The organism is Bernardetia aquimarina (assembly GCF_042180575.1).
GTDB lineage: Bacteria > Bacteroidota > Bacteroidia > Cytophagales > Bernardetiaceae > Bernardetia.
The window spans coordinates 2,506,864-2,531,996 of record NZ_CP170094.1 but is presented as its reverse complement, the minus strand read 5'-3'; the positions used below and the strand labels follow the sequence as shown (position 1 = coordinate 2,531,996).

The window sequence follows — 25,133 nt, the reverse complement described above, 5'->3', positions numbered from 1 at the left end:
GCCAACAAATAATAAAAATAAATTTCCTGTTATATCAGCATCATCTAAGAAACTATAAATTTCATTATACATTTATTTAGGTTACGTTTTGTAATAAGAAACTAAAATTCGAAAAATTTTTGCAGAATAACCCCAAGTACCTTGAAGATACTTAGGGTTTGGAAATTACACCAAAGGCATCAGCCACTTTCTCAAATTCTCCTTCTGCTCATCACTTGCATCTTCTTTTACAGTCAATTTAATAATTGGATAACCATCTTCATCATATTTTGTAGTGATAGTTTGGAGTTGATTATCTCTAAAAAACGAAATTTCTAGTTCTGTTTTTTCCTCTTTTGCTGCCTTGCTCAAAATTGCATTTGGATTAGTTGCATCTAATTTATAGGAATTAATCGCTACAATTTCATCATTAACAGTCAAAAATTTAGCTACCTCACTATCAGGCGAAAAACCAACTACAAAATAAGCATTATTCTGAAAAACAGTCTTTAAGCCTAATCTACGTTCCATTTCATTTTCATTTGGAATAAATGTTTTTTCAATTCCGATATATTCAAAGGCTTCTTTCAAGTAAACATTCAAGGCATTTGGCGAATAAATACACTTTTCAAAATAGTCTTTGATATGCTCTCCTGCCACCGAATCCACAACATTGTGATAATCTTCTAACGAATATCCTTTTTTCTTCTTACCAAAATCTTCCCATAATTTTACCATTACATCATCCAATGATTTTTCATTATTGCTAGACTTTCTGATTTTCATATCCAAAATAAAAGCAGCCATTGCACCCTCTACATAAATCGAAGATTTTCGGTTCGGAATGCCGAGTTCATAACCATCAAGCCACAAATCATACGACGAATCAGCCACAGAAAGGTTAAGCCTTCCGTTATTATGAAAGTGTCTTTTGAGTAAAACTTCTAATTCTTTGAGGTAATATTCCTGCGACCAAACGCCACTTCTACACAAAATATAATCGCCATAATAAGTAGTCAGTCCTTCGGCTACAAAACCAGTTTTGAAATAGGTTTCTTTAGACAAATCGTAAGGCATAAGTTCCTTCGGACGAATACGCATAATATTCCAAAAATGAAAAAGCTCATGCGAACTAATCCCCAAAAAGTCATTATAACGAGCTGTTCCGTCCATATCATAATCTGCTCCCAGCGTAATGACCGTAGAATGACAATGCTCTACACCATGATATTTTGAGTAGGGCAAAATCTGAAACATAAAATGATAGTCTGTACTTGGAAAATCTGTAAAAAGAGCAATTTGGTCTTTTGTAAATAACTGAAATTCTTCTATGGCTTTTTCAAAATTAATATTCCAATCTCCTTGAATCCAAATATGAAAATTGGCTTCTGAATTATCTACTTTGTAAGTTTTGTGTTTTAATGTATCAGAAGCAATCAGAGGAGAATCTACCAACTCAAAAAAGTCTGTTGCTACTAAATAATCCTTGTCTTTTCCTGCTGTTTTTTCGGTTTTTTGTTCTAATGCACAAGCTACTTTATAACGAGAAGGCATTTCGATATGAACTCTATACATTGAATCTGGACGGTTTTTGACTTCTAAACAACAGCAAATAAAATTCAAATAAATCTGTTTTTCGTCCACATAACAACCTCCTGCATCCATTTGGTTGGCGTAATAGGTATAACGAACTTTTACAGTCTTTGCGCCTTTTGTTTTTATTCTCCAATTATCTTTGGTAGCTTTTGCAAACTCTAAGGGGGTTTCATTTTCATCGACAACTTCAAATTTGGCTATATTTTTAGCGAAGTTTTGAAGTGTATAACGCCCTGGTCGCCACGCAGGAAGTTGAAGAGAAAGTTCTTTTTCCATAATCTCATCAACGTAATTGATAGTAAGTTCGATATTGATGAAATGATGATGTGCTTCTGTGTATGAAATTTTATAATCTAACATTTTATGATTTATATTGAAAAGAATAAAGTAATTTTGAAAAAATGTAGTTGATAGCTTCCAAGCTGTCATTTTAAATATATTTCTGACAGCTTCCAAGCTGTCAGCTACTTACTGAAAATATAATGAAAATTCTACTAATACAAACAGCTTTTATAGGTGATGTAATTCTGGCTACTTCGCTTATTGAATCCATTCATACTAAATATCCTTCTGCTCAACTTGATTTTTTATTGCGAAAAGGAAATGAAAATTTACTTCAAAAACATCCTTTCTTGAATGATGTTTTGATTTGGGACAAAAAAAATAAATACAAGAGTCTTTTTGAGTTGATAAAACAAGTCAGAAAAACTAATTATGATGCCGTTCTGAACTTACAACGTTTTGGAGCAACAGGACTTTTAACGGCTTTTTCGAAGGCTAAAATAAAAGCAGGATTCAAAAAAAATCCCTTTTCGTGGGTGTTTACACACAAATACGAACATATAATCACAACAGATGCAGCTTCTCCTCACGAAATAGAACGAAATAGTAAAGTATTAGAAAGTATAAATATAAATGAAATAGCAAAGCCAAAATTATATCCTTCTGATGCTGATAAAGAAAAAATAAAGGAATTTATTCAAAACGATTTTATTTGTATTGCGCCTACTTCGGTCTGGTTTACCAAGCAATTTCCTTTGCATAAATGGATTGATTTTATAGAAAAATTGATTTTAAATAATGACAATAATTTGCCTCAAAATTTTACGATTTATTTATTAGGTGCGCCTTCTGATACAGAAAATTGTCAGAAAATCATTGATGAAATAGACGAAAAAAGAAGCAAATTAAAAGAATTAAATCAAAATAATTTTAATTTCAAAGTAAAAGATAGAATCATAAATCTAGCAGGAAAATTATCTTTGATGCAATCGGCAGCCTTAATGGAACATGCAAAACTTGTTTTGGCGAATGATTCTGCGCCTTTGCATTTGGCTTCTGCTGTCAATGCACCTGTTTGTGCTGTTTTTTGTTCGACTGTTCCTGCTTTTGGGTTTACTCCTCTTTCTGAAACTTCATTTATTATCGAAACTGAAAAAGAATTAGATTGTCGTCCGTGTGGTTTGCATGGCTTTCAATCTTGTCCAAAAGGTCATTTTGAGTGTGCAGAGAGCATAAAAACAGAACAGATTTTGGAAATTGTAGAAAAAACAATTCTTGATTAATGTTTTTTAACAAAATAGTTTGATTTTTTTCAAAATTAGAGGGTGATAAAATTAAGTTTTGGGTATAAAGAAGTATAGACAGACATTTTTCTGTTTTACTAACTTAATTTATTCAAAATTTAAAAATAATTTCAATGAAAAAATATTCTTTCTTCACTCGTTCCCTAGTTGTTAGTTTTTTGATTTTAACGGTAGGTATTTTTGCTGCATTTTCTCCTCTTGCAGATGCTACCAAATGGAAAGTTGATGATTCCCACAGCACGGTAAGTTTTGCGATTGACCACGGATTTGTTCCTACGACAGGTCGTTTTGATAAATTTAAAGGCGATTTGAATTTTTCCCCAGAAAATCTAGCTGATAGCAAAGCCGATTTTACGATTGATATAAATAGCATCAATACACAAGAGCCAAAACGTGATAATCATTTGAAATCAAAAGATTTTTTCAATGCAAAAGAATATCCTTCTATGCGTTTTGTGTCTTCAAAATTTACGAAAGTAGATGACAAAAACTATATCGCTCACGGAAAACTGACTATCAGAAACGTAACTAAAGACATCGAACTACCTTTCAAAGTGTTAGGTTTGGGACAACACCCAGCCAAAAAAGGAACGACTGTAATGGGCATAAAAGCAAAAACGACTATCGATCGTACAGATTACGAAGTCGGAACAGGAAGTTGGGCAGCGACGGCAATCGTAGGCGATGAAGTAGAAATTACAATTATTATGGAATTGCATAATTAATTGACAATAAAGAAATTCAAGACTGTATTATCTTTCCCCTTACTGAAAAAAGCATTATTCTTCTGAATGATGCTTTTTTGTTTTCACTTTTAATAAATCAACTACTCAAAACCAAAAAATATCCTAAAAAAATAGTTCTGTAACAAAAGTAACTGTACCCAAACAACTTATGCCTTAATTTTGTAGTATATTAGAATGAGAGATAGACGTAGAATGAACTACTTCCACTACTTTTCAGACTAATCATTTTTTTAATTACTCAAAATCTAATACGACTAATTTAATAGGACTATGAACATAGAACAAATTTATACAGGCTGTTTGGCACAAGGTGCTTATTATATTACTTCAAATGGCGAGGCTGCGATTATTGACCCACTTCGTGAAGTGCAGCCTTATCTTGACCGTTTGGAAAAAGATAATGTCAAACTAAAATACGTTTTCGAAACGCACTTTCATGCAGATTTTGTTTCTGGACATTTAGATTTATCTAAAAAAACAGGTGCGCCAATCGTTTATGGAGCAACAGCACAACCCGAATTTGATGCTATCATTGCAGAAGACGGACAGACATTCAAAGTAGGAAATATCACTATCAAAGCTCTTCACACTCCAGGGCATACAATGGAAAGTACAACCTATTTGCTTTTAGATGAAAACGGAAAAGAACACGCTATTTTTTCAGGCGATACACTTTTTATTGGTGATGTTGGTCGTCCAGATTTGGCGCAAAAGGCAGCCGATATGACTCAAGAACAACTCGCAGCAACGCTTTATCATTCATTGAGAGATAAAATTATGACTTTGCCAGACGAAACTACTGTTTATCCTGCTCATGGTGCAGGTAGTGCGTGTGGAAAAAATATGAGTAAAGAAACAGTTTCTACAATCGGAGAACAGAAAAAACTCAATTATGCTCTTCGTGCAGATATGACAGAACAAGAATTTGTACAAGAAGTAACAGACGGACTTTTACCTGCTCCTGCTTATTTTGGAATGAATGTAGCGATGAACAAAAAAGGCTATTCTAGCATTGATGAGGTAATGAAAAAAGGCAAACAACCTTTAGAAGTAGATGCTTTTGAAGTGGCTGCCGAAGAAAGTGGTGCTCTTATTTTGGACACTCGTAATCCAAAAGAATTTCATAAAGGTTTTGTTCCACAGTCTATTAATATTGGAATTGATGGAGGTTTTGCGCCTTGGGTTGGGGCAATGATTCGTGATACAAATCAAGCTATTTTGCTTATTACAGACGAAGGAAGAGAGGAAGAAACAATCATTAGACTTAGTAGAGTAGGTTTTGATAACGTTTTGGGTTATCTCAATGGAAGTTTTGAGGCGTGGAAAGCAGCAGGAAAAGAAGTGGATACTGTTGATAGAATTTCTCCACAAGAATTTGCTCAAAAATTTGATAAAGAAAAAAGTAAAATTGTTGATGTCAGAAAAGAAGGTGAGTATTCAGCGCAACATGTAGAAGAGGCTTTTTTAAGACCACTTGATAATATTAATGACTGGGTAAAAGATATTAATCCAAACGAACATTTCTTTATGCACTGTGCAGGTGGCTATCGTTCTATGATTGCTGCAAGTATTTTACAAGCAAGAGGTTACCGTAATTTCACAGAAATTGAAGGTGGCTTTTCACAAATTGAAAAACAAGAAGCAATTCCTACCTCAAATTTTGTTTGTCAGAGTAAAACACTTGCTAAGTAAATAATTTTCAGACAGACCCTAAGGGTTTTTAAAACCCTTAGGGTCTAAATTACAAAAAAATGATAGAATTTATAACACAGCCATGGTCGTGGTACATGGCAGGTATTTTTGTGGGCTTGACTGTTCCTACGCTTTTAATAATAGGCAACAAGTCTTTTGGAATTAGTTCTTCTTTGCGTCATGTGTGTGCGATGTGTGTCCCTGCCAAAATTCCGTTTTTTCAGTACGAATGGAAAAAAGAAATATGGAATTTGTTTTTTGTAGTAGGAATTTTATTAGGTGGAGTAATTGCAGCCAATTTTTTATCGAATCCAAATGATGTTCAGATTGCAGCAACTTTACAAGCAGATTTAATGACTTATGGAGTTACAGATTATTCAAATCTTGTTCCTTTAGATATTATGAATTGGGAAAGCCTTTTTACACTTAAAGGTTTTTTATTAATGGTAGTAGGTGGTTTTTTGGTAGGTTTTGGAACTCGTTATGCAGGTGGTTGTACAAGTGGACACGCCATTATGGGAATGTCGACGTTTCAGCTTCCATCTTTAATAGCTACTTGTTGTTTTATGATAGGAGGATTCATTATGGCAAATCTTATTTTACCTTTAATTTTAGCTTTATAAAAAATGTGTCTATTTATATCCCTCTATTAAACTCTACAATAACTATTTCTCATCTAGTAAAAATAAAAACAATAATGAAAAATCAAACACTACCATTTCAGAAAACGATAGAAGATACAACTCGTCGAAAAGATGCAATTTGTGTCAATGAAAGTGAGAAAGTAGAAAAATGGTATCATAATTTAAAATATTTATTTGTTGGTATTGCCTTCGGAATTGTCTTTGTAAAAGCTGAAATAATTAGTTGGTTTAGAATACAAGAAATGTTTCGTTTAGAATCTATTCATATGTACGGAGTTATCGGAACAGCAATTCTGACAGGAATGATTTCTGTTTTTATCATCAAAAAATTTAATATCAAGACTTTATCAGGCGAAAAAATAGTTTTTAAAGACAAAGTATTTAATAAAGGTCAAATCTATGGAGGACTTATTTTTGGTTTGGGTTGGGCAATGACAGGTGCATGTCCAGGTCCTTTGTTTGCTCAAATCGGAACAGGTGCAACCGTCGTTTTGGTTACACTTCTGAGTGCTATTTTCGGAACTTGGATGTATGGACTTTTAAGAGAACGATTACCTCATTAATTTTTAGTATCACAGACTTCCCAGTCTGTGCAATAGTTACTTTCATACAACACAGACTAGGAAGTCTGTGATACAATCAAAACCATTTTTCAAAAAGAAGAATGGTTTTTTTATGTGTTATTTTTTCTAAAACATTTAGTTCAAACAAACATTCAAATCTATTCAAACGTTTAGCAGTCAGACCAAATTCATTTATTCCACTTAATTCTTACAGATATGAAAATCCTGTTTTCTAATTTATTCCTTTTAGGCTCACTAATTTTATTTTTAACAAGCTGTAATAACACACCCAAAACCTCAAACGCATCAGACATGACAACTACAAACCCAACCTCAGCAGAAACAGTTTATGAATTTAAAGTAAAAGATATCGATGGAAAGGACGTTGATTTATCAAAATACAAAGGCAAAAAATTAATGATTGTCAATGTAGCTTCAAAATGTGGTTTTACTCCTCAATATGAAGATTTACAAAATGTAAAAGAAAAGTATAGTGATAAAGTTACTGTTTTGGGATTTCCTGCTAATAATTTTGGTGGACAAGAACCAGGGTCAAATGAAGAAATTAAAGAATTCTGTTCGACAAAGTTCAATGCTGATTTTGATATGTTTTCAAAGGTTTCTGTTACAGGAGATGACCGTGCGCCATTATATACATGGCTTGTAGAAAAAGCAGGAGAAGAGCCTTCTTGGAATTTTTGTAAATATATTGTGAGCGAAGACGGAAAAACAGTTCAGTTTTATAATTCAAGAATGAACCCAATGGAAATTGCAGAGAAATTATAAGAGGTAAAAATCCTCGTTGATGGCAAAGCCTCAACGACGGTTTTTTTAAGCACATCTTGTAGGGACAATGTACGCATTGTCCTTTTTTTATAAAATAAAATATTAATTTCTGTCAATGAAAAATTATAAATTCGCCGTTGTTGGTGTTCCTACCAACGACATAAAAACTCTGTTCTTTTCTCTTTTCCTAATTTTTTCTTTAATCTCTTGTAATGAAAAATCAAGTTCGGCAAGTGAAGTAGATAAAGAACAAAAAATAATCAAACTCAATCCAAAATACATGGTTGTTCCTCCCACTACTGCCCCCGAAATTGATACAAAATTTGGCTGGGTAAATACCAAAAAATCATATAAATTAGCAGACTTTAAAGGAAAAATAGTTTTGTTAGATTTTTGGACTTTTGGTTGTATAAATTGCCAACACATTATCCCAGACCTTGAAAAATTAGAAAAAGAATTTGAAAACGAATTAGTAGTAATCGGTATTCATTCGGCAAAATTTAGTGCAGAACAATCGACACAACGAATCCGTCAGGCAGCCTTAAAATTTGGCGTTCATCATCCTGTTGTCAATGATGCAGATATGAAAGTTTGGAAAAGTTATGCTGTTCGTGCTTGGCCTACGCTTACCCTTATTTCTCCAACTGGAAAAGTAGTTTGGCAGCGTGCAGGAGAATCTTTTTATGAAGATGCAAGAAATCAAATTTTAGCCTTAAAATTAAAACATAAAGCAGAATTAAATAATAAAAAATTTGAGTTTCAGCTTGCTCAAGTAGAGAAAAAAGAACTTATGTTTCCTTCAAAAATTATAAAAGCAAAAACAGAAAGTGATAATGAAAATAATGAACCTACTTTTTGGGTTGCTGATAGTGGAAATAATAGAATTATTAAGATAAATTTGGAAGGCAAAGTATTAGAAACTATTGGAAATTCTAAAAAAGGAAATACAGATGGAACTTTTGAAGAAACATCTTTCTACGAACCTCACGGATTAGCTTTATCTCAAAATGGAGAAAAACTATACATTGCTGATACAAAAAATAATGTAATAAAAGAAGCTGATTTAATCAATAAAACAGTCAAGACAATTAGTGGAACAGGCGAAAAAAGTTATTATTTTGGAGATAAAAAATGGGGGAAAAACGTAAATCCAAACTCGCCTTGGGATTTATTAATCGACAAAAAATATCCAAACATAATGTATATCGCTAATGCAGGAAATCATCAAATCTTGAAAATGAACTTGCAGGATTATAAAACCGAACGTTTTGCAGGAAGTGGAAAAGAACAACTCACTAATGGCGATGACTTCAAAAAAGTAGCTTTCAATCAACCAAGTGGACTTACGCAATTTGAGAATTTCTTGTATGTAGCCGATGCAGAAGCAAGTGCCATTCGTCAGATAGATTTGCAGAAAAAGGAAGTCAGAACGCTGGTAGGTTCAGGGCTTTTTGACTTTGGAGATACTGATGGAACAGCACAAAAAGCAGTTTTACAACATCCAGTAGGAGTTTATTATACAAAAAATGAAGTTTATATTGCTGATACCTACAATGGAAAAATAAAAGTTTTAGACTTAGAAAAAAATAGAGTGAAGACTTTAATTAGTGGACTTTCAGAACCAAATGATGTTCTTTTAATTGGAAATTATTTGTATATTTCAGATACAAATAATCATCAAATTTTGAGAGTAAATACAAAGACTTTTGAAAAAAAAATAATTTTGTAGCTTACGCTTTAGCGTGAGAAAAAATGTACCCTATCTTTTAAGATATGAATAGTAGTTTCACTAAAAAAATAAAATTATGGCATTAAAATCAGAAGGTGTTTGTCTTTATTGCAAAAAAGTAATAAGCAAACAAGGAATGAACAGACATGTAGGTACGCATTTCAAAACAATGGCTAAAGAACTGGCTAAAGACAACAAAGACAGAGGGAAATATTATCACGTTTCTGTAACGGCTGCCGAAATGTTTTTGACTTTGGCAGTAGAAGAAACGACACTTTTTGAGGATTTAGATAATTTTCTTAGAGGGATTTGGTTGGAATGTTGTGGACACATGAGTAGTTTTAGAGCAAATTCTGGAGTTACGATTATGGATATGACTGATGATTTTGGTTTTGGATTTGAGCGAGGAACAAAATCTATGGAAACAAAAGTAGGAAAGGTTTTTAAAAAAGATATGTTGCTTACCTATGAATATGATTTTGGTTCTACTACAGAATTAAAAATCAAAGTAATGGATAAATATACTATTCCACTTCAAGAAGACAATATTTTGCTTATTTCTCGCAACGAACCATTACCTATTCTTTGTATGACTTGTGAAAAAGAACCAGCAGAAGAAATTTGTGGCGTTCATGTTTATGACGATGGTTTTTTTTGTAAAAAATGTGCTAAAAAACATGCCAAAAAATGTGATGATTTTGAGGATTATGCAAAAATGTCTGTTATAAACTCGCCTAGAATGGGAGTATGTGCGTATGAAGGAGGTTCAATAGATGAAGAAAGAGATGGATATTACAAGCCTAAAAAATTGTAGCTTACGCTTTAGCGTGAGAAAGTAATTATTAACAATAACATAGAACACAATTACTGAAAATATTAATTTCATGAAATATTTACTCCTTTTTATTTTCTTTATAAGTTGTAGAGCAAGTACTGTTGAAGTTGTGAACTATAAGTATAAGAGAAATAAAAAAAGTCCGACATTCTATATGTCTATACCTAGAGAATATGAAGTAAGTTATTTATCTGGTAATCACGAATATACTCAGCAGTATTTATATAATGATTCGGCTCTTTTATATATTACAACATTTAGTAATACTCCAAATTATCCACAGACAAGAAAGGAAAACTATTATTATGAAAGGTTTTATGCTATATTAAATAAAGATACTCTGTGTATTTCTGGAATTGATAGCCTCGGTAAATATTGGAAAGACAGTCTTTTATCAAATGGAACAACTTTAGGTTATTCAAAAGTTTCAGAAGAAAGAAAAGTAGATTTTGATAAAGCACTTTCTTCTTTTCGTAGTAAACGTACAGAAAAATAGCTTTTACAAGATGCTTCTTGTTCATTCTTAACTAATCAATAATATATTCTACAAACCAAAATAGACTTATCATAAAGTAAAGTTTATGGTAAGTCTATTATCTATATCCACTTAATAGACCAGAATTTCAATCCTCTTTGTTTTGGGAAAAAACAAAAACTACATCTTCAACAGTTCATCATTCTCAATAATTTCAAGCTCATTTTTTCCATCGTTGGCAGCTTTTATCATTGCTTTTGCTACTTGTGCAGCCTCAATTCCGTCGTATTTTGCTGGAATAATTGGACTGAAAAGTTTAGAAAAAGTTTGTGCAATTCCTTCTCCTAAGCGTTCTTCTTTTCTATCTCCCAATAAAAGCGAAGGACGAGCAATCGTTATTTTTTCAAAATCTAATTGAGAAATAGCATCTTCAATTTTTCCTTTTACTTCACTATAATAAAAAAAAGAATCTTTATCTGCTCCCATTGATGAGACTAAAGTAAAAGATTGAGCTTGATTTTGAGCCATTATTCTACCAAATTCCCAAATGTAGGTATAATCAACCTTGTAAAAAGCCTCTTTGCTTCCTGCTTTTTGGCGAGTTGTTCCTAAGGCACAAAAGGCATCGTCGCCCTGAATTTCTTTTTGATAAGTAGCCAAAGCATCAAAATCAACGACTACATATTCTACTTTTGGTAAATCTGATTCTTTTGCTTTACGAGTAAGAGCCAAAATTTTATCATAACGACTATCGTTTGAAAGCAATTTGATAAGTTCTTGTCCGATAAGTCCTGTAGCTCCTGCAATGACAGCTGTTTTTCCCATAATGTTTATACTTGATTTTTCTGATTAATGATTTATTTCTAAAAAAAATCTGATTCTATTCTATGTAAAACAAATTACGATACGAATGTTTTCTGAGAAATCAAAAATAATAAATCTAGTACTAGCAAAAACTCTAAACGAATAGTTTGTATTTTTGTCAAATAATTAAAAAATAGAAATCTAAAATTCAAATCAAAATTCAAATGAAAACAGAAAAGAAAAATTATTATAAAAATGCAATCTATGGAGGTGTTCTTATTTTACTGATGTTTTTGGTTTATAAATTCCGAAATACAGAAACAACAAACCAAGAGCAGACCTATCAAGTCTATGGAGAAACCCAAGGAACAACTTATACTGTAAAGTATCTATCTCAAAAAGGAAATAATTATCAAATAGCTATTGATTCTGTTTTGGTAGCTTTTAGTCAGAGTCTTTCTACCTATATTCCTAATTCTGAAATTTCTGTTTTTAATAAAATGGAGAATACTGATAGTGCAATAGTTTTTCAGAATGAATTTTTTTATCCTGTTTTGAAAAGTAGTAAAGAAATTTTTGATCTTAGTCAAGGAGCTTTTGACCCAACTCTTGCACCCATTATTCGTGTTTGGGGATTTGGGGAAATAGAAGAACCAGAAAAAATTCCGTCTGACAAAATTGATTCTTTATTAGAATTTGTTGGTTATGATAAATATATCGTTTTTGATAAAACATCCCTCAAAAAAACAAAAAAGAAGGTTCAACTCAATTTTAATGCGATTGCTCAAGGTTATGCAGTAGATGTAGTGGCACTTTTTTTAGAGAAGAAAAATATCAAAAATTATATGGTCGAAATTGGTGGAGAAGTAAGAGCAAATGGAATAGGAACAGATGGAAAAGGTTGGAAAATAGGAGTGGATAAACCGATAGAAGAAGGTAAAAGTGAGAACGAAAACGAAAATACACAAAGACAACTTCAAGCTATCGTTACTCTGAATAATAAATCGTTAGTAACTTCTGGAAATTATCGTAAATTTTATATCAGAGAGGGCAAAAAATATCCTCATACCATTAATCCAAAAACAGGTTATCCTGTTTCGCACAATCTTCTGAGTGCAACTATTTTAGCAAATGATGCTATTACGGCTGATGGTTTGGGAACAGCTTGTATGGTTTTGGGAAAAGATAAAGCATTAGCAATGATTGAAAAATTAGAAAACACAGAAGTATTTTTGATTTATGATGAAAATGGAACTATCAAAACAGTAATGAGTAAGGGGTTTGAAAATTTTATTGAAGAAGTAAAATAGAAATTATTTTTTAGAAAAATTAAGACTTGCTAAAGCAGTGTAGCTAATTAAATTTTTTGTTTATCTTTAATCTTTCGTTGTCAGAATTATTTTGATATTATTACAAAATCACTCTGACTTTTTTTTAAAAATTACTTCAAAATAAAATCGTTTTTGTATTTTGGCTAGTAAATTGAATTACAATAAGTTACATCTGTTTATAAATTCTGAAAATAAGATGATTCTCATTGGGTGCAAGTTATTTTTTAAATGAAGCCACACCAACCACCACAGGTAAGAGTGTGTTATGTATCCTTGTCATTTTATCAAAGATTTATAAAAAAATAATTTTATTCTAGTCCTATAAAAAAATAATTATGAAAATTTTCCTTTTTTTGTGCAGTTTGTTTGCCTTTATGGCTTTTGGAGCTTCTAATGCCAATGCTCAATGTGATATCGATTCGATGGCTCAAGTAAAAGTTTTGAAAGATTTATCCAAAAATGGTTATCGTCTTTCGAAGAGTTATCGTGTTCAACGCACCTGTAGAGGGTGTAATAATTTTAGAAATTATACAGTTATTATGACAAAAGGTAATACTTATACACTTACCGTTTTGAGTAGTGAAGGTGGTTCAAAAGGTATTATTGCTAACTTCAAAGAACTTTCAGGAGCTGTCATAGCTTCTAATTATGATGACAGCACAAAAAAATTCTATACCTCTATTACTTTTCAATGTAGTAGAACAGCACCCTATTACCTCAATTTTTTGCCTAAAGATTCCAAAACCTCATGTGGAATGGCTTTTTTAGCGTTTAAGATGACTAGATAAATTATTATTTTGTTTGAGATAAATGTACTAGAAACCTAATTCTGAAATAGAGTTAGGTTTTTTGTTGATTGCTATTTTAAAGAGTTTGAAAAAGGAAATCGAAATAAAATGCTAAAAAAGTGAACAAAATTTATGTATTTTGCATAGTTAATCAAATAAGAAATAATTTTAAGATTCGTATAGCTAAAAGACAATAAAAATGAAAAGAACGGCATTCTATCTCGCTTTATCGCTCATTCTGACAGGATTGGTTTTTCTTGTTTTGGCTGTTCAGAGTTGGAATAAAGAACAGATTCGTCAGACAAAATACGAACGTACATTAGGTAGGGTAGTCCAAATAAAACCTCTTCCTGAAGACAAAACTTATCCTGTCATTGGATTTTATGCCCTAGATAGTCAGAAAGTGATGGTACATGCAAAGCACGAAGTTTCTCGTTTTTCAAGTTATGAATTGGGCGAAGTAGTAGAAATTTATTATGATATTATTAATCCTGATGATACACATATTGTGCGTTACGAATGGTTTTGGATGAGCTTTTTGTCCATTACAGGAGTAGCTTTTATTGGAGGAGGTGTAATTTGGGGATTATTGATTTGGTTGCGTGCTAACCGTCGAAAGTGGCTTTTAGAAAATGGAAGTGTTTTGGAAGGTGTGATTCAAGCAGTAGTACAAGACCCACAAATTATGTTACAAGACAAAGCTGCTTTTATTATTTTGTGTGAGTGGAAAAGAGATGAAAATTCGGGCGTTTTACTATTCAAAAGTGAACCTCTAGCGTATGACCCAACAGAACTTTTAGAAGAAAGAGAAACCTTACCAATTTATATAGATTTAGAAAACCCAGAAAATTATTGGATTGATATTTCTTTTTTGAATGAAGAAATAGATAAAGTAGAAGGAAAAACAGAAGAATCAGAAAATATACAAGAATAAATCTATCAAAATAACTGATTTTAGAAATTATGTTAATACCAACAAACACACTAGAGTTTTTTAAGTGGGTAAAGGAAAGAAGTGAACACTATTGGAGCAAAGAATTTCAAGATTCAATCGCTTCTAAAGATGAAATATATAAGTGTGAAAAATGGATTATTGGTGCAAAATGGACTGGACTAACTGAATCTCAAATTGAAGAAGTTGAGAAAAAATATCAAGTAACTTTTACTAACGAACATAAAGCATTTTTACAAATTCTACATTCTATAGATAGAAAAGAGGTTAATGAGCATTTAGAAGAAGACCCTTTTTTCTATCATTGGTTAAGAGATGAAGAAGAAATTAGATATAGAATGAATTGGGCGTTTGAACAAATATTATTTGATATTTTAAATCCTAGATGTGATTTTTGGTTAAAATCGTGGGGAGAAAAACCAGAATCAAAACAAGAAAAAGAACATATTTTTGAAGAACAGTTTGCAAAATCTCCTCAACTTCTTCCTATTATTTCTCATAGATTTATAGTAAATGACCATCAAAATAAACAAAATCCAATTTTATCTATTTGGGGAAATGATACAATCGTTTATGGTCAGAATTTTAGAAATTACTTATTGAATGAAATAGGAGTACATTTGAATTTATCTATAAAAGAGAGAAAAGAAAGGGATAAAATAATTGCAAAAGCAGTTAAAAATAAGGAATATCAAAATATTCCGTTTTGGGGAGAAATACTTGATGCTAATTTTTAAACTTTTTCTCTGTTATTATATCATTTTTTGGTTTTAAAATCTCTTCTAATTCTTTACACATTTTATCAAACTTCCTTTTGTGTTCGAACTTAGAAATAATGAAAAATATGACACCACCAACCAAAGGAATAAAACCTAATTCTGCATTTCCATCAGGATTATAAGAAGCTCCAATGATACCTGCAATACAGATGATAGGCAAAAATATCATATATAAAGTATCTTGTAGAAAAGTATAAGACTGAACTTTTAAGGTGTTTTTATTTACTGTTTTGGCTACTGCTTTAATCATTGCACTTCCTCCAAAGTTTCTTTTTTTATATTTATTGCTAAAACTTTTGATATAAATTACCCCATTTTCATCAAATTGAAATTCTGTCTTTTCAGTTGATATAGATTGACCTTTTACTCCTTCCAACTTAATTATAGTGATATTCTCTATCGTTTTTCCAAAACTTCTTATGCCCAAAGAAAAAACAAATTTTACATTACTATACATTCCAACTTTTTCTAAAATAAAAATAGGAACTGCGATAGTTAAGCAATAAATGCCATATTTGAAAAAGTCGATGGTCAGTTGTTCCATTTCTTGTACTCTAATTTACTTTTTATCCAAGCTTTTAGACTGAATTGTAGTCGGATTATTCAATATGTTTTTCTGTTGTGTTTTTAATTGACTTTCTGGATTTACTTCTTCTTTTACAGGAATAGGCTCAAAAGTCAGAAAAACAGTCTTTTTGGTAAGGTTTTCTAAGAGAGGTTTGAGCATTGTCTTTGCCATGGATTGTGTTTGAATTAATATTCCAGATTCTAAAGCAGCTTTTTCAATTTGTTTTTCGGCTTTTGCAAAGGCTTCTCCTACCAAATTATCATCTTGCATAAATGGCAACGATTCCGAATCATAGACTTTAGATTTTTGGTGGTCTATTTTGTAATAACATAATTCGGGTGCAGGCAAATGAACATAAATAGAATCGCCTACTTCGGTAATATCTTCGGTTTTGATACGTGTCAAATCCATACAACCAACAGCTTCAGCAGCTACAATTAATAAAACCTTTGAATCCAAAACAGAACTATATCCATTTTTTTGTTTGTGTTCTACTACATCTTTGAAGTTATATTTTACCAATTCTAGCTTTCCTAAACTTTCTACTTCTTCCAAAACAGTCTTAAAACTCGTTTCCGTAACTGTTTCTCTAGGTTGTAATAATTCCTTAGCATCTTTTCGAAGCATAATATAATATCCTCCAAGTCCAAGTAAAAGGACAACCAAAAGACCAGTAAGAGATTTTATAAAATTAGTCATATTCAATTACGAATTAAAGATTACGGATTACGAATTTTTCCTATTGAAAAATAACGATATTTATACTAAAAATCAAAGAAAAGCAGTTTTGCACTGATAACTGTAAAAATTACATTCCTTTCTGTGCTGCTGCAATCAAACTAATATCTTTATAACGCATATTAAATTTTTTGCTCAAATGTTGATTTGTTAAGCCTCCTTGATAACTATAAACACCTTTTGCAAAACCCATATCAGCATAAACCATTTCTTCTATACTTCCAAGCTCACCAGCACGCAAAAGCAAAGGCGCAAAAATATTACTTAGTGCATTAGTTGCCGTTCTTGCTACACGAGAAGGTATATTGGGGACACAATAATGAATGACATCGTATTTTCTGTAAATAGGTTTGTTGTGAGAAGTGGTTTCAGAAGTTTCGATACAACCACCATAATCAATACTCACATCAATAATTATAGAATTTGGTTTCATACGTGATACCATTTCTTCTGTAACGACAGAAGGAGTTCTTCCGTTTTCTGGTCGGATTGCTCCCACTACTACATCAGCTTCTTCTAAAGCAGATTTGAGTGTTCCCAAATCAAAAATGGAAGTAAAAAGGTGAGGTTGTAAAAGGTTATATTTTATTCTACGAAGCATCGGAACACTACTATCAAAAACTTTTACACTTGCACCCAGTCCTAGAGCTGTTCTGGCTGCATATTCTCCAACTGTCCCCGAACCCAAAACGACGACATTGGTAGGTGCAACACCTGTAATGCCACCCAAAATAATTCCTTGCCCTTCATTTGCACTACTCAAATATTCGGCTGCAATAAGCATAACAGTACTTCCAGCAATTTCACTCATCGAACGAACAACAGGCAAACCACCTTCTTTGTCTTCAAGCATTTCATAAGCAATAGAAGTGATTTTTTTACGATTGATAGCGTGCAAATATTCAGGTGTTACGTTGGCAAGATGCAAGGTAGAAATGAGTGTTTTTTTGCTTTGCATTTCCTCTAGTTCTTTCAAAGTAGGAGGTGCAACTTTCAAAACAATTTCAGATTGAAAGACTTCTTTTGATGAATATTTTATTTGCGCTCCTGCATCGCTATATTCGTGGTCGGTGTATTTACACTTTTCTCCTGCGCCTGTTTCGATGATTATTTCGTGTCCGTTTGCGACTAATAATCGCACAGCTTCTGGACGCATAGCAACCCTAAACTCATCTTGATTGGTTTCCTTTGGGATTCCGATAGTGAGTTGTTGATTGCGCTCACGTACTTTGGCGAGCATTTCTTGAGGTTGATAATATTGGTACTGTTGTACTAATTTTTTGATGGCATCGTCTTGACTCATAAGCTACGCACAGTTAAAATACGTGAATTGGTTGTTTGATTTACTTCTATATCTATCCTTAAATACTGTTCTGGTAGAAAACCTTCTATTTTGGAAGCCCATTCTATAAAACAATAATTGCCATTTTCTTCTGCTTTTTCGAAGTATTCTTCTATTCCTAACTCTAAAACCTCCGAAGGGTTATTTATTCTATAAAAATCACAATGATAAATCAGTTTTAACTTCTCATTATCTTGAGTAGTATCATAATTTCCTTCATATTCATTTATGAGTGCAAAAGTAGGGCTACTAACCGTTTCTTTTACCCCTAATATTGCACAAACAGCTTTTGTAAAAGTAGTTTTTCCTGCTCCCAAATCGCCTTCTAATATCCAAATTCGTTTATTTAGTTTGTTTGCTAAAGAAATTATTTTTTGAGCAATCTCTGGCAACTCAGAAATAGATTTACATTCGAATTGTGTAAAATTAGAAGAAGAGTCAGCTAAAGAATGAGTAAAAGAGCTAGTCATTTGTAAAGAAAAAGTAGAACAAAAACAAGTTGGAATCAAATTTTCATCGAAGATACATAGAATTTGAGAATTTTTGACAGAATCTTAGATGAAATTTCTAATTCAATCTAAAAATATCATTGTTTTTTTCTCAAAATACCCATTTCTACGTATAACCTCGCTTTTATTTTTTGCGTAACTTTATTGACAAATAAAAAGCTATTTAGCCTTAATTTTTCCAGTTTACCAACTAATAAATATTTTAAATTATGAAATCATATCATTTTCTTACCACACTAAAAGGAATATTTTTTTCCTTTATTTTACTCTCTTTTGTCATAGGTTGTTCCAAAAAAGACGAAGAAGAGGAGACTCCCACAGCCCCAGTAGCTCAGTTTTCATTTACTCCTGTTAGTCCGAAAGTAAATGAAGCAGTTACATTTAATAATACCAGTACAAACGCAACCTCTTTTGTATGGTCAGCAGCAGGAACAAGTTTTAGTTCTACTGAAAAAAATCCGACATTTACTTTTACCACAACAGGTGATTTTGAAGTAACCTTAGTAGCGACAGGAGAAGGTGGAAGCTCTACCAAAACGACACAAATTAGTGTTGCGCCAGCAGATACAAATCCATCTGCTCCTATTGCAGCTTTTAGTTTTGCTCCAACAAGCATAACAAATGTTGATGAAGTTACTTTTACGAATGAAAGTCAAAATGCAACTTCTTATCAATGGTCAGCAGAAGGAACAAGTTTTAGTTCGACAGAAGAAAATCCAAAATTTACTTTTACTACAGCAGGCGATTTTGATGTGAAACTGGTAGCCACAGGCGCAGGAGGAACAGATGAAATAACTCAACGAATTACTGTAAATCCTGTTACACAATTACCTCCACCAGTTGCAAGTTTTAGCTTTTCGCCAGAAAATCCAGAAGCAGGGCAAGAAGTGAGCTTTACAAATGAAAGTGAGAATGCAGAATCATATCAATGGTCAGCAGCAGGAACAAGTTTTAGCTCAACAGAAGAAAATCCAAAATTTACGTTTGATACAGCAGGTAATTTTGATGTAAAATTAGTAGCTACAAATTCAGAAGGAACAAATGAAATAACTAGACAAGTAACTGTAACAGCAGCTCAATCAGCACCTGTGGCAGCCTTTAGTTTTTCTCCAAGCAGTCCAGAAGCAGGGCAAGAAGTGAGCTTTACAAATGAAAGCCAAAATGCAACTTCTTATCAATGGTCAGCAGCAGGAACAAGTTTTAGCTCAACAGAAGAAAACCCAACATTTACGTTTGATACAGCAGGCGATTTTGACGTAAAATTAGTAGCAACAAATGCAGCAGGAACAAATGAAATAACCAAGCGTATTACAGTTGCAGCAGCATCTGGAGGAGGAGGAAATAGCAATCCTTGTAATTTGCCAGAATGTTATGTAGAAACGACTACCTCAGCAACAGTAGGAGGAAATGTAACAGTAAATTTTGGATATACAGTTGTAAATGGAATAAAAAAGATTTCTTCTATTACTACTGGTACTATTGCAGGAAATTTTGTTACAAGTATTCAGTATGATGCACAAGGAAGAAGAAGTAGAGATGAAAGTAGATTTGGAGGAGTTTTGAGTAATTATATAGAGTATGAATATAGCAATAATGACCGTACTGTGAGAGCAAACTCGTATGATGCAGGAGGAAACCTAACAGGTTATACTATTAGCCAATATGATACAAATATGCGTTTGACTCGTACAGATTCTTATACACCAGCAGGTGCATTGACAAGTTATGTTGTTTATTCTGATTTCTTGAATATTGAAGGAAGTTTTCCTCAGCTTGTAGAAACATTTGATGCAAACGGAACTCTTACACAAAGAGATAGACATACCTATCAAGACTGCCAACTTCTAAGAACAGTATCAACAGATGGAAGTGGAGCAACAATAGGAGAAATAAATAATACGATTGATGCAAGAGGATTATTGCGTACAAGTGTAGCTACCATAAATGCAGGAGGAACAACGACTACAAGTACTACACAGTATGTTTATGATTGTGATTAATAAAGTTTTGTAGAGTATCGGAAGTAAAAAATGGTTCAAACATTATTGTTTGAACCATTTTTTGATAAACTTTTACAAATCTAAATAAAATATTACGACAATAAAGCACCTGCAATCGTAGCCGTCATCATACAAGCGAGCGTTGCAGCTAATAAGGCTTTCAATCCCAAACGAGATAAATTTGCTTGTTGATTCGGTGCCATTGCTCCAATTCCTCCAATCTGAATAGCAATAGAGCTAAAATTAGAAAAACCACAGAGTGCAAAAGTGGAAATTAAGATTGATTTTTCAGAAAGTAGCTTGGCATTCTTCAATTCTTTAAGGTTTTCGTAGGCTATAAATTCATTAATAACAGTTTTCTGTCCTAACAAACTTCCTACTTGTAGTGTTTCTGACCATTCTACCCCAATGACAAAAGCAGCCAAACGAAATACTTGACCAAAAATGTATTCCATTGATAATTTTTTAAAAATTCCTCCTGTACTTTCTGCAATAATTGCATTTAGGGTTGTCCAATCTCCCACAACTTCAAGCATATAATTAAGAAGAGCAATCACAGCGATAAAAGCCAAAAGCATTGCACCAATATTGAGAGCTAGTTTTAGTCCTTCACCTGCACCAATAGCAAGCGCATCAATAACATTTGCGCCTAGTGTTTCTTTATTTACTTTTAAATCTGAATCAATGAGTTCTGGTTTAGTTTCTGGAATTAGCATTTTGGCAAATACAATTCCCGCTGGTGCATTCATAATGGAAGCACTAAGTAAAAAAGCTGCAAATTTTGCTTGTTCAGCAGGGTTATCTCCTCCTAAAAAAGCTACAAAAGTACCCAAAACACTTCCTGCAATGGTTGCCATTCCTCCTGTCATCAAACACATGAGTTCGGAAGTTGTCATTTTGGCAATAAAGGGACGAACTAAGAGAGGAGCTTCTGTTTGTCCTAAAAAGATATTTCCTGCTGCCGAAAGGCTTTCTGCACCCGAAAGTCCCATTGTTTTTGCCATCAGCCATGCAATTCCGTAAGATATTTTTTGAAGAACTCCTAAATAATACAATCCTGTGGTTACGGAAGAAAAGAAAATAACGGTGGGCAAAACTTGAAAAGCGAATATAAAGCCACTAGAAGGAATGTCAGCTAAATCTCTGAAAATAAATTTAGCCCCTTCTCCTGAAAAACTTAAAAACTTTACAAACCCTTCACTTACATATTGGAATCCTAATTTTACAAATTCTACTTGAGTAATAAGTAAGCCAAAAATAATTTGTAGAGAAACTCCAATCGCTACCAATTTCCAATTTATAGCTTTACGGTCTCTAGAGAATGCAAATCCTACACCTAGCAAAACCAACATTCCTAATAATCCCCTCAAATAATCCATAATTCAATTAAAATTTAAACAAAGAGTAAGCAAATTCTTAAATTTATTTCCTCAAATGTACTGAGAAAACAATTAAATAGCGAAAGTAGCCTAATTTATTTAGATATAGAAATTTGAAATTGAATTTGGTTGTTTTTTTGGGTACTCTAGTGCCAGATAAATTGTTAATCTTGCACTAGAAAAAATGACATTATCTTTTGAATACTATATTTTTTAAATTTTGTCCTGAGATTTTAAAGGCTGTTATTTCCCCTTTTTCATCATATACAAAATCTAATTTGCCTAATTGTGGGGAGTAAAAACTATTTATTACAAAAGGCTTCAATTCAATACTATCAAAAGCTCTCTTTACAACTAACTGATTATCTTCTATAACTAGCTCAAAATCAATAGCATATTCTTCATTTTTAAATCGTCCAGTAAAGTTTTCTAACTGTATTTCCTTTGTATCAAAAGCAGGAATAGTTATTTTCTTGCATTCATAAGTAAAATCTGCAATATGAAAATCAAATCTATCTTCATAAAAAGTAAATTTAGTATGAGGCAGATATGGAAAATCAAAAGTATTTTTATTTATCAAAGGAAGAGGAGCTTTTTCTTCTGTGCCATACGATTGAAAGTATAACGTATCATTTTGAGCTAGGATAGTAAAATATATACTCGGATAAAATTCATACGTTCCTTCATATTTTTTGAGTTGCTGATTAGTAGGTGTTATTTTTTCAGTTTTTTCTTCTTTTATTTCATTTTTTAATAAAAAATCAAGCGTTTGATGAACCATATCTAAAGGCGAAAAATCATTTGTGTTTGCTAAAACTACAACAGATATTTTGTGTTTGGGTACGTGCAAAATATAAGAACGATACGCTACATCTCCTCCTCCATGAAAGACAATATCCAATCCTTTATACGTTCCAAACTGCAATCCTAGACCATAATTTATTTTCTTATTTGATGTTAGATAAGTAGGCTGTTGCATTTTATTATAAAACTCTCTACTTCCCACTTTTGGAGATTGATAATTTTTTGCCCACAAAATCAAATCATTGATTGTAGTATTAATTCCAGACGAACCTATTGCTCCAAGATGTAAAGGATGTTTTTCATAGCTATTACCTACAAATCTATATGAATTTGCTTTATTTTTTATCAAAATATTAACATCATCAATCGCTTTAGAAGCATTCATTCCAAGAGGTAAAAATATTTTCTCTTCCAACTGCTCTTTGAAAGGCTTTTGACCAACTCTCTCTATAATTTCAGCTAATAAAATGTAGCCTGTATTATTGTATTTGTATTTTCCCTTCGGTTCAAAATTAGTTTGTTTAGTCTGCAATAAAAACTTCACAACTTCTTTATGCGTCATCTGACCTTCTGGATATGCGCCTTTCAAATTCATCAACTCGTGTATGTTGGGTAAACCATGCGTATGAGTTGTTAGCTCTTTTATAGTAATTTTATTGGGTAAGTGCTTCAATTCTGGTAAGTGAGTTCTGATGTCGTCTTCCAAAGAGAGTTTGCCTTCTTCTTCTAATAGAAGAGCCAAAAAAGCAGTGAACTGTTTAGAAACAGAGGCAATATGAAACATTGTAGAATCAGTAATAGAAATTTGATGTTCTATATTGGCTAATCCTTTGGCGTTTTTGTAGGTTGTCTGTCCATTTTCGATGATGGCAAAAGCAGCACCTGTTTTATTGGATGAATAAAGAGAATTAAATAAAGAATCAATTTTTTGATATGGTTTTTCTATAACATTATTTTGTCCTAAAACAGAAAGAGACTGAAAAAATAAAAATACGAAAGCGATAATATAAGTTTGATATTTCATTATTAAATGGTTTTTGTTTGAGATATTTGATTTCCAACAAAAGTGAAAAATATCCCTACACAAATCGTCCGACTACCGAAAAACGAACTCATTTCTCTCAAAAAAAGTGTCCGTTTTAAAGTCATACTACCCTTAACTTACTGATTTTCTGTATTTTGTAGGTGTTAGGTTGGTTTCCTTTTTAAATGCTGTATAGAAAGATGATTTTGAATTAAAACCTATTTCATAAAGTATTTCTAAGACGGTTAGGTTGGGCTGCTGCTTCAATAATTGCTTGGCATCATTAATTCTAAATTCATTGATATAATCAAAAAAATGCTTGCCGATGTGCTGATTGATAAGCCCAGAAAGTTGCTTTTCTGAAAGGTTTACTGCTACTGCCAATTTTTGCAAACTAAGTTCAGGGTCTAAATACGGTTTTTCATTCTTCATATAATCGGTGAGCTGTTGGAGGCTTGACTGAGTTTGAGTATCCATTTTTTGCTTGGATTGAATATGAATAGAAGAGGGAGATAAATTTTTATCCACACCAACAAACAAACTTGGATTGTAAAGAGCCTTCAAAACAAACCAGCAGATAATAAACAAAGCAAAAAGACTACTCAATAAAATTAGGCTTGTAAATACAACTTTGTTTTGTTCGGAGAATACAAAATTCCGAAGCTGAACAAAACTATTTCCAATCAGAAACAAAATAGTTACTTGTAAAAACCATTTGTAGGTATTTTGATGATTGGTAGAATAATTTTCTTGATATAATTTCTTAAAGCGATACAAAGTAAAAAACACAGTAATAATATAACTGTAATACTGAATTTGGGCAGTAATTTTATAAACCGTATAACTCATTTCTGAAATAGAAGTGGCTATCAAAAATATAGAAAAAACAAAAAATGGAAGTGTATGTAAAAAGTGTTTTAGCTCTAGTTTAAAATTGAAATAACAGACCGATTGTACATACAAATAGTAAAAAGGCATTTGAAGCAAAACAGAAGCAACTCTACTACTTTGCAGTATTGGATTTGAAATGGACAGAAATAAACCTGATAAATCAAAAGTAGTAACGAGCAGAAAGGCTGCAAATAAATAATTTGAAGTTTTCTTCTTTGACTTTGCAGTAATCAAAAAAACGGAGAGCAAGAGCATCAGAAAAACAACAATTTTTCCAATGTCGCTTATTAATTCAATGAGAAGTATCAAAGATTTTCCTATTTATTTCAGAAAAAAATTAAATAATAAAAGTAGCCTAATTTTTCTAGATTTAGAAATCTGAAATTGAATTTGGTGGTTTTTTGAGGTTTCTATTACTTTTTTTTGATATCTATTGAAAATGATTGAAACGAGGAAGAACTTGTGCTATATGATTAACATAGGAGTTACACACCATAAACTCACTCAATATCATAATTCATTGACAATCAATTATTTATGAGTTTTTAATAACTTTATTTGAGTGAAAATTTGAGATATATACAGTCTAAATA

23 protein-coding genes are annotated in these 25,133 nt (G+C 32.2%); 14 read left to right on the top strand and 9 right to left on the bottom strand.

The genetic code is table 11. The features are described 5' to 3' along the window. Window positions 1–165 precede the first annotated feature (165 nt). Window positions 166–1,935, bottom strand: coding sequence for a M61 family metallopeptidase (locus ACE193_RS10720; protein WP_375562967.1), 1,770 nt, complete (start codon window positions 1,933–1,935; stop codon window positions 166–168). A gap of 122 nt (window positions 1,936–2,057) precedes the next feature. On the opposite strand from ACE193_RS10720, the gene ACE193_RS10715 reads away from it, so the two are divergent. The 9 genes from ACE193_RS10715 to ACE193_RS10675 all read left to right on the top strand — a co-directional run bounded on the left by ACE193_RS10715 (window position 2,058) and on the right by ACE193_RS10675 (window position 10,652). Beyond that, window positions 2,058–3,140 (top strand): glycosyltransferase family 9 protein, encoded by a 1,083-nt coding sequence (locus ACE193_RS10715; RefSeq protein WP_375562966.1) that lies wholly within the window; start codon window positions 2,058–2,060, stop codon window positions 3,138–3,140. Between the two features lie 134 nt (window positions 3,141–3,274). Then, window positions 3,275–3,886 (top strand): YceI family protein, encoded by a 612-nt coding sequence (locus ACE193_RS10710; RefSeq protein WP_375562965.1) that lies wholly within the window; start codon window positions 3,275–3,277, stop codon window positions 3,884–3,886. A 291-nt stretch (window positions 3,887–4,177) separates the two neighbouring features. Continuing rightward, the gene (locus ACE193_RS10705) at window positions 4,178–5,599 is read left to right on the top strand and encodes a rhodanese-like domain-containing protein (RefSeq protein ID WP_375562964.1); all 1,422 of its coding nucleotides are present in this window, start codon (window positions 4,178–4,180) and stop codon (window positions 5,597–5,599) included. Between the two features lie 59 nt (window positions 5,600–5,658). Further along, window positions 5,659–6,222 carry a YeeE/YedE family protein gene (locus ACE193_RS10700; protein ID WP_375562963.1) on the top strand — a complete coding sequence of 188 codons (564 nt, stop codon included), beginning with the start codon at window positions 5,659–5,661 and terminating at the stop codon, window positions 6,220–6,222. 74 nt (window positions 6,223–6,296) lie between these two features. Next, window positions 6,297–6,806, top strand: coding sequence for a DUF6691 family protein (locus tag ACE193_RS10695; protein WP_375562962.1), 510 nt, complete (start codon window positions 6,297–6,299; stop codon window positions 6,804–6,806). Window positions 6,807–7,118: 312 nt separating this feature from the next. Beyond that, window positions 7,119–7,592 carry a glutathione peroxidase gene (locus tag ACE193_RS10690; protein WP_375562961.1) on the top strand — a complete coding sequence of 158 codons (474 nt, stop codon included), beginning with the start codon at window positions 7,119–7,121 and terminating at the stop codon, window positions 7,590–7,592. Between the two features lie 115 nt (window positions 7,593–7,707). Next, window positions 7,708–9,321, top strand: coding sequence for a thioredoxin-like domain-containing protein (locus ACE193_RS10685; RefSeq protein ID WP_375562960.1), 1,614 nt, complete (start codon window positions 7,708–7,710; stop codon window positions 9,319–9,321). A 76-nt stretch (window positions 9,322–9,397) separates the two neighbouring features. After that, a complete protein-coding gene (locus ACE193_RS10680) occupies window positions 9,398–10,135 on the top strand; it encodes a hypothetical protein (RefSeq protein ID WP_375562959.1) in 738 nt (245 codons plus the stop codon). Window positions 10,136–10,205: 70 nt separating this feature from the next. Next, window positions 10,206–10,652, top strand: a complete 447-nt coding sequence (locus ACE193_RS10675) for a hypothetical protein (RefSeq protein ID WP_375562958.1) — start codon at window positions 10,206–10,208, stop codon at window positions 10,650–10,652. A 159-nt stretch (window positions 10,653–10,811) separates the two neighbouring features. Here ACE193_RS10675 and ACE193_RS10670 read toward each other — a convergent pair whose 3' ends face one another. Further along, on the bottom strand, window positions 10,812–11,456 hold the full coding sequence (locus tag ACE193_RS10670) for an NAD(P)H-binding protein (protein ID WP_375562957.1): 645 nt from the start codon (window positions 11,454–11,456) through the stop codon (window positions 10,812–10,814). A 203-nt stretch (window positions 11,457–11,659) separates the two neighbouring features. On the opposite strand from ACE193_RS10670, the gene ACE193_RS10665 reads away from it, so the two are divergent. The 4 genes from ACE193_RS10665 (at window position 11,660) to ACE193_RS10650 (ending at window position 15,243) form a co-directional block, all read left to right on the top strand. Beyond that, window positions 11,660–12,745, top strand: coding sequence for an FAD:protein FMN transferase (locus ACE193_RS10665; protein ID WP_375562956.1), 1,086 nt, complete (start codon window positions 11,660–11,662; stop codon window positions 12,743–12,745). Between the two features lie 356 nt (window positions 12,746–13,101). Beyond that, window positions 13,102–13,554, top strand: coding sequence for a hypothetical protein (locus ACE193_RS10660; RefSeq protein WP_375562955.1), 453 nt, complete (start codon window positions 13,102–13,104; stop codon window positions 13,552–13,554). Window positions 13,555–13,753: 199 nt separating this feature from the next. Then, complete coding sequence (locus tag ACE193_RS10655) at window positions 13,754–14,488, top strand: DUF3592 domain-containing protein (protein WP_375562954.1); 735 nt, start codon at window positions 13,754–13,756, stop codon at window positions 14,486–14,488. Between the two features lie 29 nt (window positions 14,489–14,517). Beyond that, window positions 14,518–15,243, top strand: a complete 726-nt coding sequence (locus ACE193_RS10650; RefSeq protein WP_375562953.1) for a hypothetical protein — start codon at window positions 14,518–14,520, stop codon at window positions 15,241–15,243. Here ACE193_RS10650 and ACE193_RS10645 read toward each other — a convergent pair. The 4 genes from ACE193_RS10645 to tsaE form a co-directional block, all read right to left on the bottom strand. Next, on the bottom strand, window positions 15,233–15,829 hold the full coding sequence (locus ACE193_RS10645) for a hypothetical protein (RefSeq protein ID WP_375562952.1): 597 nt from the start codon (window positions 15,827–15,829) through the stop codon (window positions 15,233–15,235). The two genes, ACE193_RS10650 and ACE193_RS10645, sit on opposite strands and share 11 nt — an antisense overlap. A 15-nt stretch (window positions 15,830–15,844) precedes the next feature. Continuing rightward, the gene (locus tag ACE193_RS10640; protein WP_375562951.1) at window positions 15,845–16,552 is read right to left on the bottom strand and encodes a DUF4230 domain-containing protein; all 708 of its coding nucleotides are present in this window, start codon (window positions 16,550–16,552) and stop codon (window positions 15,845–15,847) included. A gap of 109 nt (window positions 16,553–16,661) precedes the next feature. After that, window positions 16,662–17,894, bottom strand: coding sequence for an alanine dehydrogenase (locus ACE193_RS10635; protein WP_375562950.1), 1,233 nt, complete (start codon window positions 17,892–17,894; stop codon window positions 16,662–16,664). Next, window positions 17,891–18,403 carry a tRNA (adenosine(37)-N6)-threonylcarbamoyltransferase complex ATPase subunit type 1 TsaE gene (tsaE, locus tag ACE193_RS10630; RefSeq protein ID WP_375562949.1) on the bottom strand — a complete coding sequence of 171 codons (513 nt, stop codon included), beginning with the start codon at window positions 18,401–18,403 and terminating at the stop codon, window positions 17,891–17,893. Before tsaE ends, ACE193_RS10635 begins: the two co-directional genes overlap by 4 nt. Window positions 18,404–18,651: 248 nt before the next feature. Here tsaE and ACE193_RS10625 point away from each other — a divergent pair, with 248 nt between their 5' ends. Continuing rightward, entirely contained in the window at window positions 18,652–20,442 is a 1,791-nt protein-coding gene (locus ACE193_RS10625; RefSeq protein ID WP_375562948.1) for a PKD domain-containing protein, read from the top strand. Window positions 20,443–20,534: 92 nt separating this feature from the next. Here the strand turns inward: ACE193_RS10625 and ACE193_RS10620 are convergent, their stop codons facing one another. The 3 genes from ACE193_RS10620 to ACE193_RS10610 form a co-directional block, all read right to left on the bottom strand. Continuing rightward, window positions 20,535–21,821: a NupC/NupG family nucleoside CNT transporter gene (locus tag ACE193_RS10620; RefSeq protein ID WP_375562947.1), complete on the bottom strand. Its 1,287-nt coding sequence runs from the start codon at window positions 21,819–21,821 to the stop codon at window positions 20,535–20,537. A gap of 190 nt (window positions 21,822–22,011) precedes the next feature. Beyond that, window positions 22,012–23,649: a serine hydrolase domain-containing protein gene (locus ACE193_RS10615; RefSeq protein ID WP_375562946.1), complete on the bottom strand. Its 1,638-nt coding sequence runs from the start codon at window positions 23,647–23,649 to the stop codon at window positions 22,012–22,014. Between the two features lie 132 nt (window positions 23,650–23,781). Next, entirely contained in the window at window positions 23,782–24,849 is a 1,068-nt protein-coding gene (locus ACE193_RS10610; RefSeq protein WP_375562945.1) for a helix-turn-helix domain-containing protein, read from the bottom strand. Between the last annotated feature and the right edge of the window lie 284 nt (window positions 24,850–25,133).

What these genes read in the sequence shown, in the direction of transcription:
- ACE193_RS10700 (WP_375562963.1), top strand. Translation starts at nt 5,659, where the DNA reads ATGATAGAATTTATAACACAGCCATGGTCGTGGTACATGGCAGGTATT.
- ACE193_RS10695 (WP_375562962.1), top strand. Translation starts at nt 6,297, where the DNA reads ATGAAAAATCAAACACTACCATTTCAGAAAACGATAGAAGATACAACT.
- ACE193_RS10705 (WP_375562964.1), top strand. Translation starts at nt 4,178, where the DNA reads ATGAACATAGAACAAATTTATACAGGCTGTTTGGCACAAGGTGCTTAT.
- ACE193_RS10675 (WP_375562958.1), top strand. Translation starts at nt 10,206, where the DNA reads ATGAAATATTTACTCCTTTTTATTTTCTTTATAAGTTGTAGAGCAAGT.
- ACE193_RS10720 (WP_375562967.1), bottom strand. Translation starts at nt 1,935, where the DNA reads ATGTTAGATTATAAAATTTCATACACAGAAGCACATCATCATTTCATC.
- ACE193_RS10615 (WP_375562946.1), bottom strand. Translation starts at nt 23,649, where the DNA reads ATGAAATATCAAACTTATATTATCGCTTTCGTATTTTTATTTTTTCAG.
- ACE193_RS10650 (WP_375562953.1), top strand. Translation starts at nt 14,518, where the DNA reads ATGTTAATACCAACAAACACACTAGAGTTTTTTAAGTGGGTAAAGGAA.
- ACE193_RS10670 (WP_375562957.1), bottom strand. Translation starts at nt 11,456, where the DNA reads ATGGGAAAAACAGCTGTCATTGCAGGAGCTACAGGACTTATCGGACAA.
- ACE193_RS10680 (WP_375562959.1), top strand. Translation starts at nt 9,398, where the DNA reads ATGGCATTAAAATCAGAAGGTGTTTGTCTTTATTGCAAAAAAGTAATA.
- ACE193_RS10685 (WP_375562960.1), top strand. Translation starts at nt 7,708, where the DNA reads ATGAAAAATTATAAATTCGCCGTTGTTGGTGTTCCTACCAACGACATA.
- ACE193_RS10625 (WP_375562948.1), top strand. Translation starts at nt 18,652, where the DNA reads ATGAAATCATATCATTTTCTTACCACACTAAAAGGAATATTTTTTTCC.
- ACE193_RS10635 (WP_375562950.1), bottom strand. Translation starts at nt 17,894, where the DNA reads ATGAGTCAAGACGATGCCATCAAAAAATTAGTACAACAGTACCAATAT.
- ACE193_RS10655 (WP_375562954.1), top strand. Translation starts at nt 13,754, where the DNA reads ATGAAAAGAACGGCATTCTATCTCGCTTTATCGCTCATTCTGACAGGA.
- tsaE (WP_375562949.1), bottom strand. Translation starts at nt 18,403, where the DNA reads ATGACTAGCTCTTTTACTCATTCTTTAGCTGACTCTTCTTCTAATTTT.
- ACE193_RS10645 (WP_375562952.1), bottom strand. Translation starts at nt 15,829, where the DNA reads ATGGAACAACTGACCATCGACTTTTTCAAATATGGCATTTATTGCTTA.
- ACE193_RS10690 (WP_375562961.1), top strand. Translation starts at nt 7,119, where the DNA reads ATGACAACTACAAACCCAACCTCAGCAGAAACAGTTTATGAATTTAAA.
- ACE193_RS10715 (WP_375562966.1), top strand. Translation starts at nt 2,058, where the DNA reads ATGAAAATTCTACTAATACAAACAGCTTTTATAGGTGATGTAATTCTG.
- ACE193_RS10620 (WP_375562947.1), bottom strand. Translation starts at nt 21,821, where the DNA reads ATGGATTATTTGAGGGGATTATTAGGAATGTTGGTTTTGCTAGGTGTA.
- ACE193_RS10710 (WP_375562965.1), top strand. Translation starts at nt 3,275, where the DNA reads ATGAAAAAATATTCTTTCTTCACTCGTTCCCTAGTTGTTAGTTTTTTG.
- ACE193_RS10640 (WP_375562951.1), bottom strand. Translation starts at nt 16,552, where the DNA reads ATGACTAATTTTATAAAATCTCTTACTGGTCTTTTGGTTGTCCTTTTA.
- ACE193_RS10660 (WP_375562955.1), top strand. Translation starts at nt 13,102, where the DNA reads ATGAAAATTTTCCTTTTTTTGTGCAGTTTGTTTGCCTTTATGGCTTTT.
- ACE193_RS10665 (WP_375562956.1), top strand. Translation starts at nt 11,660, where the DNA reads ATGAAAACAGAAAAGAAAAATTATTATAAAAATGCAATCTATGGAGGT.